The following is a 14,039-nucleotide window of genomic DNA, read 5'->3' on the forward strand; positions in this document are numbered from 1 at the left end:
CTGCAGAACCCAGGAACTGCGCGGACAGCGGACCCCGGTCGCAGCCGCGATCCCGTCCCAAGGAACGGAAGCCGAGCTCGATCCGGCTGGACCGGAGACCTCTGGCCCCTTCGGCACGAGGACCTGTCGGGGCTGCGAGCGGCGCTACCGGCCTCTCAGGACTAACCCCTGGTGCTCTCGCCACTGCCTGGAGCGGGAGGTGCTGACACGCGCTGAACTGCAGGAATGCGGGGGCTGCGGGGCCTCGATGGCCCACCGCAAGCCGATCACTGGCCGCATCTGGTGCTCGATCGCATGTCGTCAGAGAACCACCCGCTGGAACGCGGAATTTCGGGCCCGAGCGCAGTTGGTGATCAGCGGCGACGAACGCCAGCCAGATCCGGAGCAGCACCGCCCGCCGACCTGCCGGGGCTGCCACCGCAGCTACCAGCCCCTCAGACCCAACCCCTGGTGCTCGGACCAGTGCTTTGACCAGGAAGTCCTCGCTCGATCCGACCAGCAGGAATGCGCAGCCTGCGGAACCTCCATGGCCCACCGCAAGCCAGTTCCCACTCGCAAGTGGTGCTCGGGCACCTGTCGGCAAAAGGCGGTCCGCTGGCGAGCGGAGCTCCGCGACCGCACAACGCGGGTCACCATCGGCCCAACTTCACTGGCACAAACCATGCAGTGACCCATCTTCGATGACACAAATAGCCGTCGGTCCAACTTCGGCGGCAAACGGCCCATCTTCACTGTCACAGGTCACCCCGACTTCCCTCAAGGACTTGCTTCGGCGAACAGTCCCGATATATCGTTGAGGCATCGCGACCGATCAAAGATAGAGAAAGAGAGGACGTCACCATGCGTTCCCAAGGACATGAACACGGACATGAGCGTCGGCATGAGCACTGCGGACCCGGCCGGCACGGCGGCCACGGCGAGGCCCCGGGCGGCTGGGAGCGGCGACGCTCCGCCTTCGGCCCGTTCGGGCCGCCCTTCGGAGGCCCGCCCTTCGGAGGCGGCCGGGGGCGCGGCGGACCGCGCGGCCGGGCGCGGCGCGGCGATGTGCGCGCCTCGATCCTGGCGCTGCTCAAGGACCGTCCGATGCACGGCTACGAAATGATCCAGGAGATCGCCGAGCGCAGCGGCGGGGCATGGAAGCCCAGCCCCGGCTCGGTCTACCCGACCCTGCAGCTCCTGGAGGACGAGGGGCTGATCGCCAGCGCCAGTGAGGGCGGCAAGAAGCTGTTCTCGCTCACCGACGCCGGGCGCACCGAGGCCGACAGCGGCTCGGACGCCCCCTGGGAGGAGGCCGGCCGCGGCGTCGACTGGGAGGCGATGAACGAGATCCGCAAGGCGGGCGGCGGCTTGGTAGAGGCGTTCCGGCAGGTGTGGGCCACCGGCAGTCCCGAACAGCGGGAGAAGGCCATGGCGGTGGTCAACAAGGCGCGCAAGGAGCTGTATCTGATCCTCGCCGAAGAGGACTGAGTGTGCGGTGAAGGGCCTGGTGGACGGCCTTCGGGGGCCGGGGGTGGACCGTGGCCCCCGAAGGCTCAGGTCACCAGGGCGGCGAGGCCGCGCAGCGATTCGCGCAGTGCGGCGCCCGCCGAGTCCTTGAGTTTGCCGGCCATCAGGGAGACCGCGGCGCCGGTGAACGTCCCGTCGATCCGCACCGCCGTCGCCGGGCCGTCCGGGGTGAGGGCGTAGCGCATCGTGAGGGTGACGCCCATCGGGCCCTTGCCCTCGATGCCGAGCAGGCGCCCCGGCTCCAGCTCCCGCACGGTCCAGGCGACTTCCGCGGGGAAGCCCATCAGCTTCATGTGCTCCTCGTAGCCCGCGCCCACCTCGAGCGAGGCGGGGCCGCCCCGGGGGAAGGCGGTGTGGGTGGCGTTCCACTCGCCGTACGCGTCGAAGTCGGTGAGCCGGTCCCAGACCGTATCGGCCGGCGCTTCGATGCGAGCCTGTGCGGTGACTTCGGCCATGCGATCACCCCTTCGGTGACGGTCCCTGGCTGCTGCCGCGGAACGTAGCGGGGCGGGGGCGAAGGTTCAATACCGGCGTCGCCGAATTCTGATACCCCGTCAGGTGGGGCGCCCGGGCGCCCCGCGGCGGGAGACCGGGGGCACGCCCTGCCTGTCGTGTCCGGCCTTCACCTTTCCCACTCTTCTCCTCCGTGAGGATGAGGCGAGGTACGGACATGCCCAACCAGCGTGGGATGCATACATGCTTCCCGCCGGTGATGCTCCGGCGCCCGGCGGCTGGTGGGGTGGATACTGTGCAAAACCGTACTGCGTACAGCGCCGGCGACGGCTCCACTCCGGAGGGCCCCGGCGACCGGCTCACCGTGGAGCTCGCGTCGGTCGTCTCCGCTGCCCGCAGGCGGGCCTCCCGCGACGGCGACCGGCAGGTCGACACCGCGCATCTGCTGCACGGCCTCCTGGAATCGGATCCCGCCGTACGCGCGGCCTTCGACGGCGGACCGCAGGTCGCCCGGCTGCTCGGCTATCTCGTCCAGCGCAGCATCGGCTACGGCCTGCGGTGGCACGGTGCCGTCGAGGACTCCGGAGCGGTTCCGACCGTCGTCGAGGGCGGCGTCCCCGGCTGGTCACCGGCCGCGGCCGCCGCCATGGACGGCGCCCTGGACCGGGCGCACGCGCGCTATGCCACCCGCGCGGGCTGCCTCGATCTGTTCGCCGCCCTGGTCGACGACCCCGAATCCCGGGCCGTCGAGGTGCTGCGCCGGGCCGGTGTCGAGACCGGCCCGCTGGCCGCCCGCCTGGACGGGGAGACCTCCGGCCAGGAATGACAGGGGTATCGGGGGTGGCGCTCCTGACGTGGGCTGTCATGATGACCCGATGCACGCCTCTTCGGAGAGCCCGGCAGGTCCCTCGACCGGGCACGGCCAGACCACTTCAGCGTCCCGGGTGACCGGGCAGCCGTCGTCCGCCCCCGGGGCGGGCGGCCGCAGGGGTGCGGCCGGCGGGCGCGGTGCCGGCCTGGGCACCGCCCTGCTGTCCGCCCTGGCCTTCGGCGGTTCGGGCGTCGCCGCCAAACCCCTGATATCCGCCGGCCTGGAACCCTTGCAGGTGACCTGGCTGCGGGTGGCCGGCGCCGCGCTGGTCATGCTGCCCCTCGCCTGGCGCCACCGCGAACTGCCGCGCCGCCGGCCCGCCCTGCTCGCGGGCTTCGGGCTGCTCGCCGTCGCCGGCGTGCAGGCCTGCTACTTCGCCGCGCTGTCCCGCATCCCCGTCGGGGTCGCCCTCCTCGTCGAATATCTGGCCCCCGCGCTGGTGCTGGGCTGGGTCCGGTTCGTGCAGAAGCGGCCGGTGACCCGGGCGGCGGCGGTCGGCGTGGTGCTGGCCGTCGGCGGCCTGGCGTGCGTGGTCGAGATCTGGTCGGGGCTGAGCTTCGATGCCGTCGGCCTGGCCCTCGCGCTCGGCGCGGCCTGCTGCCAGGTCGGCTACTTCGTGCTCTCCGATCACGGCACCGACGGCGAGGATGCGGCGGACCCGCTCGGCGTGACCGCCTACGGTCTGCTGATCGGCACCGTCATCCTCACCCCGATCGCCCGCCCCTGGGGCATGGACTGGCACCTGCTCGGCGGGGGTGCGGACATGAACGGCACCCCGGTGCCCGCTCTGTTGCTGCTCGCCTGGATCGTGCTGGTGGCGACGGTGGCCGCCTATCTCACCGGCGTGGTGTCGATCCGCCGGCTCTCGCCCCAGGTGGCCGGGGTGGTCGCCTGCCTGGAGGCGGTCATCGCGACGGTCCTGGCCTGGTTCCTGCTCGGCGAGCACCTGTCCGCGCCGCAGCTCGTGGGTGGGCTGGTGGTGCTGACCGGCGCCTTCATCGCGCAGTCGGCCAAGTCGCGGACGAGTGAGACGGTACGGGTGGCCGGGGCCGCCGGGGCCGCCGGGGCGGGGGACGGCGCCGGCGCTGCGGGGGATGCCGTGTACCTGGGGCTCCCGACCGCCCCGGCGTCCGACAGCGGTTGCGGGGACGACTTGTCGGCCGGATCCCGGGCGACGTAGGGTGTCGATCATGCATTCGACCGTGCTGCCCCCTCCCGCCGCGTAACGCGGGCGGCGGCCTCCGAGAAAATCCCGGCTCGGGCAGGTTCCCGAGCCGATCGTCGCTGTCTGCACACCGGACCACGCGACCACTCCACGGCGTCCTGCGCCGTCCTGGATTTCCCGGAGCACCACTCTCATGCATGCCACTGCTCCCTCCGCCCTGCCCGTGGGCCGGGGGCTGTTGTACGTGACACTCGCCGCGACCGCCTGGGGCACCGCCGGTGCGGCGGCCGCCCTCCTCTACCGGGGCAGCGGACTGGGCCCCGTCGCCCTCACCTTCTGGCGCACCTTCGGCGGGCTGCTCCTTCTGCTCGCCGTCCTGGCGCTGCGGCGCCGCCGCTCGGGCCCGGCCGCCGCGCCCGCCGTGCCGGCCCCGTGTGAGCCACTGCGCCGGCGTCTGACCCGGGTCGTGGTGACCGGGGTCGCCCTCGCCGTCTTCCAGGCCGCCTACTTCGCCGCGGTCGAGGCCACCGGCCTGGCGGTGGGCACCGTCGTCACCATGGGCGCGGGCCCCGTCCTCATCGCCATCGGGGCGCGCGTCACGATGGGGGAACGGCTCGGGCTGGGCGGGTTCCTGGCGGTCGCGGGGGCGCTGGCCGGGCTCACCATCCTGGTTCTCGGCGGCGAGGGAGGTACGACCGTCCGACCCGCGGGTGTCGGCTGGGCCCTGCTGTCGGCGGCCGGGTGCGCCGCGATGACGCTGGCCACCCGGCGGCTGGGCAGGGCCGGGGGCGGCGATCCGTTCGCCTCGACGGTCGGCGCTTTCGCGGTGGGCGCACTGTGTCTGCTGCCGCTTGCGGCGGCGGAGGGGCTGTGGCCGCAGGCGCACGATCTGGGCCGCAGTCTCCTGCTGTTGGGCTATATCGCGGCGGTGCCGACGGCGCTGGCCTACGGGTTGTACTTCGCAGGGCTGGCGGCCGTCCGTGCCGCGACCGCGTCCGTGCTCTCGCTGATCGAGCCGGTGTCGGCAGCGGTCCTCGCGGTGGCGTTCCTGGGGGAGCGGCTGACGACGGCGACGGCGGCCGGAACCGGGGTGCTGCTGACGGCCGTTGCCGCGCTGGCGGTGGCGGAGGCGCGCGGAGCGATGGCGGCCGCACGGTCCGGGGCGCCGGCGGCCGGCTGAGGAGGCGCCCGGCCCGCGCTGCCGGGCCTGGCCCCCACGGGGCCGGTCGGAGCCAAGGATGACCGGCCCGGGGCGTCGTTCAGGTCCCGGGCGGTCCCGCGGACCCCTCGGCCGTCGCCAGGCGGCGCTGCTGGTGGGCGCGGGCCGCGGCATCTCCGGGGCCGTCCCGCTCGGCGAGGCGCGCCGAGACACGCTGCTGGACGGCCTCGCTCCGCTTGCCCCCGTACTTGAACTTGGCGCGGACGTCCCGCACTTCGAGGCGCAGGCCACGGATGCCGGACAGCAGCCGCCCGTACGGCGCCTCGCCCGCGGCCACCGGGGCCGAGCCGCCGTCCGGCTGGAAGTGGCCCGTCTGCCGTTGCAACAGGGCCGCCTTCGCCTCCGGATCGTCCACGATGTGGGCGGTGCAGATCAGCTGGACCGCGGCATAGAAGCTGGTGGGGACGCCGTGCTCGGGCGGCTGGTCCTCGGCCGCCTGCCAGGGGCCGGGGATGAAGGTGTAGTCGTCCACCACGCTCAGCACCACCGTGGGCCGCTGCTCCAGTGCGCTCCACAGGGGGTGGGGGCGGGCCAGATGGGTGACGGCCTCGCGGCGGGCCGGGTCGTAGGCGAAGTGCAGCGGCTGGAGCAGCGGCGGTTCGCCGGGTGGCCCATTGGCGGCGAGCTGGCCGAAGTCGTGCGCGGCGAGCCACCGCTGCCACTCGGCGTCGTCCGTGGGGGCGTCCCAGGGGTGGATCAGCACGGTGGGCTCCTCAGCGCGCGGTCAGATACGCCGGCTCGGGAATGCCGGGCGCGAGGTCGTCGGACGGTATGGGGGCGCCGTACACCGGCGCCACGGGCAGGACGCCGCTCCAGTAGGGCAGGGCGAGATCCTCCGGCTCGTCGTTCGGGCCGCCCGTGCGGATCTTGGCGGAGACCTCGCGCAGGTCGAGGCGGATCACGGAGGTGGCGGCCAGTTCCTTGTCGTTCCCCGGCCGGGAGTCCGCGGCGCGCCCCGGCACCACATGGTCGACGAGCGCGTCCAGCGCGGCCGTCTTCTCCTGCGGGTCCGTGACCTGATGCGCGGTGCCGTGCACCACGACAGAGCGGTAGTTGAGGGAGTGGTGGAACGCGGACCGGGCCAGGACCAGACCGTCGACGTGCGTGACCGTGACACACACCTCGAGCCCGGGGTCCGGCGCGGCACCGGCCATCCGCAGCGGGCGGGACCCCGTTGATCCGTGCAGATAGAGGCGCTCGCCGACCCGGCCGTAGAGCGTCGGCAGGACGACCGGGGAGCCGTCACGGACGAAGCCGAGATGGCAGACGTAGCCGGCGTCGAGGATCGCGTGCACCGTCTCGTGGTCGTAGGCGGCGCGGTCGCGGGCGCGGGTGGGGGTCGTGCGCGCGGTCGGTTCGTACGACGCGGCTCGGGACATTGCGAACTCCATTGCGCTAGTGCATAATCGTGTTTGTGCTAGGAGAGTATCGGATCGAAGGGCGGCGCGCATCGGAGATTGCCGCCAGTGTCGAGCGGGCCGTCGGTGCGGGCGAGCTCCAGCCGGGCGAAGTCCTGCCCCCGCTACGGGAGTTGGCGGTCTATCTGGAGGTGAATCCCAATACGGTCGCGTCCGCGTATCGCACGCTCCGTGACCGGGGAGTGATCGAAACCGCGGGCCGGCGCGGCAGCCGGGTGCGCCCCCGGCCGGCGAGTGCGCCGCGCGAGACCCTGCGGGTGGAGGCGCCGCCCGGCGTCCGGGACGCCTCCGACGGAAACCCCGACCCCGCCCTGCTGCCCCCGCTGGAACGGGCGCTGGCCGAGGCCGCGGCCCACAGCGCGCGGCGCCCCGCGCTCTACGGCACACCGGCCGTGGACGAGGAGCTGGCGGCGCTGGCCCGCGCGGCCTTCGCCGCGGATGGTGTGACGGCGGGGCCGGTTGCCGTCACGAGCGGCTCGCTGGACGCCATCGAGCGGGTGCTCGCCGCCCATCTGCGGCCCGGTGACACCGTGGCGGTGGAGGATCCCGGATGGGGCAGTCTGCTGGATCTCATCCCGGCGCTCGGGTTGCGTCCCGCGCCGGTCGGGGTGGACGACGAGGGGCCGCTGCCCGGGGAGCTGACGCGTGCCCTCCAGGAGGGCGCCCGTGCGGTCGTCGTCACCGACCGGGCGCAGAATCCCACGGGTGCCGCCGTCAGCCGTGCCCGCGCCGCCGAACTCCGCGCCCTCCTGGCCGGGCATCCCGGCGTCCTGCTCATCGAGGACGACCATGGTCATGGCATCGTCGGCCTCCCGCTCCATCCGCTCTCCGGCGTCACCGACCACTGGGCTCTGGTCCGGTCGACGGCGAAGGCGTACGGCCCCGATCTCCGCCTGGCGGTGCTCACCGGGGACGCGCTGACCGTCGACCGGGTGGCCGGCCGGCAGCGCCTCGGCCCGGGCTGGATCAGTCATCTCCTCCAGGACACGGTCACCCACCTGTGGCGGACGTCCGCGATCGACCCGACTGCGGTGGCCGGTGCGTACGACCGGCGGCGGGAGGCGCTGATACGGGCGCTGGCGGAGCGCGGAGTCCGCGCACGGGGCCGCAGCGGTATGAACGTCTGGGTGCAGGTCCCGGACGAGACCGGCGCGGTGGCTCGCCTCCTGCATGCCGGCTGGGCGGTGGCCCCCGGCGCGCGCTTCCGGCTGCACTCCCCGCCCGGCATCCGTATCACCGTCTCCTGCCTCTCCGACGACGACATCGTTCCCATGGCGGATGCCGTGGCCGCGGCGACGGGGCCGGGGGAGGCGCGGCGGTACGAATGAGGGGGGCGGGCCAGGGGGGGCGGCGGAACTGCCCGCCGCCCCCGCCGCCCCCCCTGTCCTCCGTGTCGGCGTCAGCGGCTGGCTTTCTTGCCGTATGCGGTGCTCGGAGTGGTGCTCGGAGTGGTGTGCCTGCGTTGAGCACCCCTGCACCCCTGCGTCGTGGCGGCCGGCCGGGGGTCAGCCGGCCGTGGAGCGGGACCGTGCGGCCGGTGAGCGGCGCGTGCGGGGCTTGCTCTGGGTGAGGGCGGCGCCGGCCAGCACGATGAGAGCGCCGACCGGGGTGTTCCAGCTCAGCTGCTCGTGCAGGAGCAGCACTCCGGCCGCGGTGGCGATCACGGGGACGAAGTAGGTGACCATCTGCGCGGTGGTGGGGCCGACCTCGGCGACCAGCCCGTACTGGAGGAGGAAGGCGAGGCCGGTGCCCAGTGCGCCGAGCGCGAAGACGGCGAGCAGCGGGAGGAGGGGAAGGCTCGTCGGCGCGGTCGTGAACAGGGGGGTCAGTACAGCGAGTTGGGCGCCGGCCAGCAGCAGTTGGGCGCTGGACATCGAGAGGTGGGAGTGCCCGCTGCCCGCCAGGGTGCGGCGGACGTAGATCCAGCCGATGGGGTAGCAGAGCGAGGCGCCCAGGGCCATCGCGGTACCCGTCAGATCCGTGCCGGCGAAGCCCTGCCAGGCGCCGAGCACGGTGAGCACGCCCAGAAACCCGATGCCCAGCCCCGCGACCCGGCGCCGGGTGGGGCGGTCCTCGGACAGTGCGACCACCGACAGCGCCATGCCCCACAACGGGGAGGTGGCGTTGCAGATCCCGGCCAGCGTGGAGGGGATGGTCAGCTCGGAGTATGCGAAGAGGGAGAACGGCAGCACATTCAGGAAGAGCGCGGCCACGGCGAGATGCCCCCAGGTGCGCACGGAGCGGGGGAGCCGCTCACGCTTGATCGCGAGGATCGTCAGCAGCACCAGCGCACCGAACACCACCCGGCCCAGGGTGACTTGCAGCGGGGCGAAGCCCTGGGTGCCCACCTTGATGAAGAGGAAGCTGAAGCCCCAGATCAGGGAGAGGACCGCGAAGCGGAACGGCCAGCCGCCGGCCCGGCCGGCGGGCTTCGTGGCGGGTACGGAAGCGGCGGTGCGGGGCACCGCGGCCGGAGCCGGCGCGGCGTTCTGGTCGGCGGTGGACTCGGTGGGCTCGGTGGGCCTGGGCTGGGGGGTTGAGGCGGTGGCGGAGGCGGTGGGTGCGCCGGGAGTGGTGCTCATGGTGTTCACGATGGGGGGTGCAACTTCGTAGCACAAGCGAGAATTCTTGTCGGGTATCGCTTAGCATTGCTTATATGTTGAACCTTGATCGCCTGCGAACGCTGAGTGCGGTCGCCCGCCACGGCTCGGTGAGTGCGGCCGCCGACGGACTGCATGTGACGACCTCGGCCGTCTCGCAGCAGATCGCCAAGCTGGAGCGGGAGACCGGTCAGCAGCTGCTGGCGAGGAACGGGCGCGGGGTGCGGCTGACCGACGCCGGGCGGCTGCTCGCCGACCATGCCACGCGCATCCTCTCCCAGGTCGAGCTGGCGCAGGCCGAGTTGGAGGCGCATCGCGGCCAGGCGGTGGGCGAGCTGCGGCTGGGCGCCTTTCCCACCGCGGCGCGGGGGGTCTTCCCGGCCGCGCTCGTCACGCTCGCCGCCGAGCATCCCCAGCTGCGTGCCCGGCTGACGGAGATGGAGCCGGACGAATCGGTGCGCGGTGTGGTGCGCGGCGATCTCGACCTGGCGGTCGTACTGGACTGGTACAACCGGCCGCTGTCCCTGCCCGAGGGACTGGCCAAGGCGCCACTGCTGGACGATCCGGCCGATGTGGCGATGCCGTCCACCCATCCGCTGGCCGGGCGGCAGTCCGTGGAGCTGGAGGACTTCGCGGACGACGAGTGGATCTCCTGGCCGCAGGGGGAGTTCTGCCACGACTGGCTGATGTTCACGCTGCGCAGCAAGGGGGTGGAGCCACGCATCGCGCACATGGCCGAGGAGCATCACACCCAGCTCGCCCTGATCGCGGCCGGGCTGGGGATCGCGGTGGCCCCGCGGCTCGGCCGCGGGCCGGTGCCGGAAGGCGTGAGCGTGGTACCCGTACGCCATACGATGCGCCGCCATGTCTATGCCATCTGGCGCGCCGATGCCGACCGCCGGCCCTCGATCCGGGCCGCCGTGAAGGCGCTCCGGGCGGCCGGCAAGAGGGTGGAGGGCTGCTGAGGCGGGAGCGGCGCCGGCCGCAGCAGATTTTTCAGGCCGGTGGGGCGATACCGCGGATGACGCCGAGGTCGAGCAAATCCTGTGGGCGGATACGGAGTTGGTCGGCGGTGTCATGGATCTGCGCCGGGTCGCGCTTGAGGATGGCCGCGGCCAGCTCCGGGGCGATCACGGAGAAGTAGCTGTCCGGTGTGGCCCAGAGCCGGTCCGGTGCGGCCAGGGCCAGCGCGCCGCCCGAACCGCCTTCCCCGATGAGCAGGGACGTGACGGGCACGCGGGCGGTGGCCAGCGCCGCGAAGGTGTCGGCGATGGCCGCGCCGGCCCCGGCGCGCTCGGCCGCCGCGTCATTGGCGGCCCCCGGGGTGTCGACGAGAGTGAGGACCGGTATGCCCAGGCGGTCGGCGAGCCGGATGAGGCGGGCGGCGGTACGGAATCCGGCCGGGCGGGTGGCCGTGCCGCACTGGGCGGCGAAGGCGATCGTGCGCCCCTCGTGACGGCCGAATCCGCACCGCATCCCGGGGTCGACACCGCCACAGCGGTCGCCGCTGATCTCCTCCCGGTCGTCGAAGTAGGCCCGCAGATAGGCCTCGGCGCGCGGCCGCCGGGGCTCGCGGGCGCGGGCCACCGCACCCCAGCCGGTCTCCGGCAGTCCCGGAACGCCGCGCGCATACGGCAAGGGCGCCGGCGCCCCCGCTTCTTCGCCCGGCTCGCCCGCACCGTTCGGCTCGTCCGCCTCGTCCGCCCCGTCCGGTCCGCTTGCTCCGCACAGCAGTTGCAGCCAGTGCTGGACCGTGGCGCGCAGCCGGTCGGGCGGGACCACGGCGTCGATGTGCCCGGACGCCAGCTGGCCCTCGGCGGAGTAGGCGTACGGATCGGCGTCCGCGGGGCGTACCCGTGAGCCCGCGAAGCCGACCTGCGCCCCGGGGAGGGCGAGGATGACATCGGCGGCCGCGCCCAGGGTGGCCCAGCCGCCGCCGGTCGTCGGATCGCGCAGCACGGCGATCTGCGGCAGGCCCGCGGCGCGGTTGCGCGCCGACTGGGCGGCCACCCGCTGGAGTTGGGTCAGCGCGCGCATTCCTTCCTGCATCCGGCTGCCGCCCGTGGCGATCAGCGAGACCACGGGCAGACCCCGCTCGCGCGCCAGGGTGTACGCGGCTTCAAGGCGGTCGCCGGTGCGCTCGCCCAGGGAGCCGCCCAGATAGCGGAACTCGAAGGAGAGCACCACCGCTTCCGTGCCGCCCATCGTGGCCAGGGCGGTGACCACCGACTCGTGCTCGCCGGTCCGGGCGTGGGCGCGGGCGCGCATGTCGTCGTAGCCCCGCCAGCCGAGCGGGCCGTCCGGTGCGAACGGTGCCGCGGCCGGTGCGCCGGGTCCCTCCGGCACGGTCAGCTCGGTGTACGCCTCCGAGACCGCGGCGATGGCCTGCCGGGCCGTCAGCCGCGTACAGGGCATGGGCTCGGTGGCAGGGCCGGCGCGCTCCTCGGCCTCGCCGCGCCCGTCCTCACACACGGAGCTCACGCTTGAGGATCTTGCCCATGTCATTGCGCGGCAGGGCGTCCAGGAAGTGCACGGTGCGCGGGCGCTTGTGGGGCGCCAGCTGACGGGCGACATGCTCGGCGAGCTCCTCGCCGGAGGGCGCCGGTTCCGCGTCCGGACCGGTCCGCAGCACGATCCAGGCGACGATCCGCTCGCCGAGGTCCTCGTCCGGGGCGCCGGTGACGGCGGCCTCGGCGACCCCGGGGTGCGTCAGGAGCGCGTTCTCGATCTCCCCCGCGCCGATCTTGTAGCCGCCGCTCTTGATCAGGTCGGTCGCCTTGCGGCCCACGATGCGGTAGTTCCCGGAGGCGTCACGGGTCGCCATGTCCCCGGTGCGGAACCATCCGCCGTCGAAGGCGGCGGCGGTGGCATCGGGACGGTTGAGGTACTCGACGAAGAGGTTCGGGCCGCGGACCTGGATCTCGCCGACCGTCTCCGCGTCGTCCGCCTCGATGGCCTGGCCCGCGTCGTCGACCAGGCGGACGTAGACCCCCGGCAGGGGCACCCCTACGGTGCCGACGGCATCCGGGCCGTCCGCCCGCACGCTGGTGTTCATCAGCGTCTCCGTCATGCCGTAGCGCTCGATCACCCGCCGGCCGCAGGCGGCCATGATCCGTTCATGATCGGTCCGGGGCAGCGCGGCCGAGCCGGAGACCAGCAGCCGGGCCCGGGCCAGCGCCTTGGCGAGCACGGGATCCTGGCCGGCCTCCGCGGCCAGGCGGTGGTACATCGTCGGGACGCCGAACAGCATGGTCCCGTCCGCGGACAGCTCCCGGGCCACCGCGTCGGTGCTGAAGCGCCCCAGGTGGTGGACGCTGCCGCCGCGGCGCAGCGGCCCGAGGATGCCGAGGATCAGGCCGTGGACGTGGAACAGCGGCAGGGCGTGGACCAGGACGTCGTCGGCGGTCCACTGCCAGGCGTCCTCCAGGGCGTCCAGGGTGTGGACGAGGGCGCGCCGGGGGAGCACGACGCCCTTGGGCGGCCCGGTGGTGCCGGAGGTGTAGACGATCAAGGCCGGTGCCTCGTCGCCCGGTTCGGCCGGCAGCGGGGCCGGGCCGGCTCCCGCGGGCGGCTCCGCGGCCTCGATGTCGACACGGGGGAGCGCGGCGAGCGGCCCCGGCAGATCGGCGCCCGGCTCGGCCAGGACGAGCGAGGGCGTGCTGTCCGCCACGATGTGCGCCAGCTCGCTCTCGCCGATCTTCGGGTTCACCGGTACCGCGGCCACCCCCGCGAGGAGTGCGGCCACCGCACCGATCGAGGTCTCCAGGGTCGGCGTCGCCCACAGCGCGATACGGGATTCGCCGGCGATCCGTTCGGCGAGCGCGCCCGCCACCGACGCCAGCTGCTGATGGCTCAGCGCGCGGTCGCCGAAGCGCAGCGCGGGGGTGGGCGACGCATCGCGCAGCGCGGGGAAGAGCACGTTCACCGGATCTCCTTCGTCCTCGTCGGCGTCCGGCCCGTCACGACCGGCCGTCCCGCTTCCGCACCCCTGCCGGCGCGGATCGGGCTGACGGACACCACTCTCGCAGAGACCACCGACAACGCGATCTGTGGACGGAGATCAACTTCGGCTCGGCGGGGCCTGCACCTCGCGGCGGTCACCTGCGTTCCGGCAGATGATCAGGTCACGGTGATCAGGTCACGGTAATCACGTCATCCGCCCGCGGTGTTCACCTGCGCCCCCGGGGTGCGGCCTTCACCCACGCCCCCCCGGATCCGGCGTCCACGCCCCCCGGATCCGGCGTCCACGCCCCCCGGATCCGGCGTCCACGCCCTCCCGGATCCGGCCTTCACGCTCCCTCGGCCCGGCCATCACGCTCCCCCGGGATCTTGGCGAAGTCCCATGACGCCACCGACCCGGGCGTCAGACGCAGCCACGCATGCCTGCCGTCGTGCGGCATCCGGGGCATCCCGAAGTACTTCTCGGCGAAGAGCCGCTCCGGGGCGTCCAGTTCCGGGCAGTGCTCGCCGGTGCGCGGGGCCTCCCCGACGAAGTCCACCCGGCCGGACAGCTCGGCGCCGCGCAGCTCGCCGTACTCGTGCCCGTCGTCGACGACCACCGCGAGCCGCGGGTCCTTGCGCAGCTGTGCCCACCGCTTGCTGCGAGTGATCGAATACAGCCACAGCGCCGTGCCGTCCCAGACGAACCACAGCGCCCCGACGTGCGGTGTGCCGTCATCGCCGACCGTCGCGACCCGGCAGGTGCGCTGCGTCCCGAGGAACGCATCGAGCTCGCCCCGCGTCATCATGATCCGGCGCCCGCGCCGCTGTGTGCCGGCCATCCGACCCCGCCCTCCGCCGTGTGCCC

The 14,039-nt window shown here is 73.5% G+C and carries 13 protein-coding genes; 6 read left to right on the top strand and 7 right to left on the bottom strand.

What is annotated here, in order from left to right; translation table 11 throughout:
• Window positions 1–840: 840 nt before the first annotated feature.
• Window positions 841–1,467: a PadR family transcriptional regulator gene (locus OIU81_RS32295; protein WP_329153500.1), complete on the top strand. Its 627-nt coding sequence runs from the start codon at window positions 841–843 to the stop codon at window positions 1,465–1,467.
• A gap of 65 nt (window positions 1,468–1,532) precedes the next feature.
• Here the strand turns inward: OIU81_RS32295 and OIU81_RS32300 are convergent, their stop codons facing one another.
• Complete coding sequence (locus OIU81_RS32300; protein ID WP_329153502.1) at window positions 1,533–1,961, bottom strand: type II toxin-antitoxin system Rv0910 family toxin; 429 nt, start codon at window positions 1,959–1,961, stop codon at window positions 1,533–1,535.
• 293 nt (window positions 1,962–2,254) lie between these two features.
• On the opposite strand from OIU81_RS32300, the gene OIU81_RS32305 reads away from it, so the two are divergent.
• The 3 genes from OIU81_RS32305 (at window position 2,255) to OIU81_RS32315 (ending at window position 5,175) form a co-directional block, all read left to right on the top strand.
• Window positions 2,255–2,785: a Clp protease N-terminal domain-containing protein gene (locus tag OIU81_RS32305; RefSeq protein ID WP_329153504.1), complete on the top strand. Its 531-nt coding sequence runs from the start codon at window positions 2,255–2,257 to the stop codon at window positions 2,783–2,785.
• 49 nt (window positions 2,786–2,834) lie between these two features.
• Complete coding sequence (locus OIU81_RS32310) at window positions 2,835–4,010, top strand: EamA family transporter (protein WP_329153505.1); 1,176 nt, start codon at window positions 2,835–2,837, stop codon at window positions 4,008–4,010.
• A 178-nt stretch (window positions 4,011–4,188) separates the two neighbouring features.
• Window positions 4,189–5,175, top strand: a complete 987-nt coding sequence (locus OIU81_RS32315) for a DMT family transporter (RefSeq protein ID WP_329153506.1) — start codon at window positions 4,189–4,191, stop codon at window positions 5,173–5,175.
• Window positions 5,176–5,254: 79 nt separating this feature from the next.
• Here the strand turns inward: OIU81_RS32315 and OIU81_RS32320 are convergent, their stop codons facing one another.
• Entirely contained in the window at window positions 5,255–5,917 is a 663-nt protein-coding gene (locus tag OIU81_RS32320; RefSeq protein ID WP_329153508.1) for an FMN-binding negative transcriptional regulator, read from the bottom strand.
• 10 nt (window positions 5,918–5,927) lie between these two features.
• Window positions 5,928–6,593, bottom strand: a complete 666-nt coding sequence (locus OIU81_RS32325) for a pyridoxamine 5'-phosphate oxidase family protein (RefSeq protein ID WP_329153510.1) — start codon at window positions 6,591–6,593, stop codon at window positions 5,928–5,930.
• 35 nt (window positions 6,594–6,628) lie between these two features.
• Between OIU81_RS32325 and OIU81_RS32330 the strand changes: the two genes are divergently transcribed.
• Window positions 6,629–7,960 carry an aminotransferase class I/II-fold pyridoxal phosphate-dependent enzyme gene (locus OIU81_RS32330; protein ID WP_329153512.1) on the top strand — a complete coding sequence of 444 codons (1,332 nt, stop codon included), beginning with the start codon at window positions 6,629–6,631 and terminating at the stop codon, window positions 7,958–7,960.
• A 177-nt stretch (window positions 7,961–8,137) separates the two neighbouring features.
• Here the strand turns inward: OIU81_RS32330 and OIU81_RS32335 are convergent, their stop codons facing one another.
• The gene (locus tag OIU81_RS32335) at window positions 8,138–9,214 is read right to left on the bottom strand and encodes a DMT family transporter (RefSeq protein ID WP_329153514.1); all 1,077 of its coding nucleotides are present in this window, start codon (window positions 9,212–9,214) and stop codon (window positions 8,138–8,140) included.
• 74 nt (window positions 9,215–9,288) lie between these two features.
• Between OIU81_RS32335 and OIU81_RS32340 the strand changes: the two genes are divergently transcribed.
• Window positions 9,289–10,197 (top strand): LysR family transcriptional regulator, encoded by a 909-nt coding sequence (locus OIU81_RS32340; RefSeq protein WP_329153516.1) that lies wholly within the window; start codon window positions 9,289–9,291, stop codon window positions 10,195–10,197.
• Between the two features lie 31 nt (window positions 10,198–10,228).
• Here OIU81_RS32340 and OIU81_RS32345 read toward each other — a convergent pair whose 3' ends face one another.
• From OIU81_RS32345 to OIU81_RS32355, 3 genes are all read right to left on the bottom strand, one after another.
• The gene (locus OIU81_RS32345) at window positions 10,229–11,647 is read right to left on the bottom strand and encodes a carboxyl transferase domain-containing protein (protein ID WP_329155515.1); all 1,419 of its coding nucleotides are present in this window, start codon (window positions 11,645–11,647) and stop codon (window positions 10,229–10,231) included.
• A 49-nt stretch (window positions 11,648–11,696) separates the two neighbouring features.
• Window positions 11,697–13,157 (bottom strand): acyl-CoA synthetase, encoded by a 1,461-nt coding sequence (locus tag OIU81_RS32350; RefSeq protein ID WP_329153518.1) that lies wholly within the window; start codon window positions 13,155–13,157, stop codon window positions 11,697–11,699.
• A gap of 364 nt (window positions 13,158–13,521) precedes the next feature.
• Window positions 13,522–14,013 (bottom strand): pyridoxamine 5'-phosphate oxidase family protein, encoded by a 492-nt coding sequence (locus OIU81_RS32355; protein ID WP_329153520.1) that lies wholly within the window; start codon window positions 14,011–14,013, stop codon window positions 13,522–13,524.
• Window positions 14,014–14,039: the final 26 nt, after the last annotated feature.

The sequence above is a fragment of the Streptomyces sp. NBC_01454 genome (assembly GCF_036227565.1).
Taxonomy (GTDB): Bacteria; Actinomycetota; Actinomycetes; order Streptomycetales; family Streptomycetaceae; genus Streptomyces.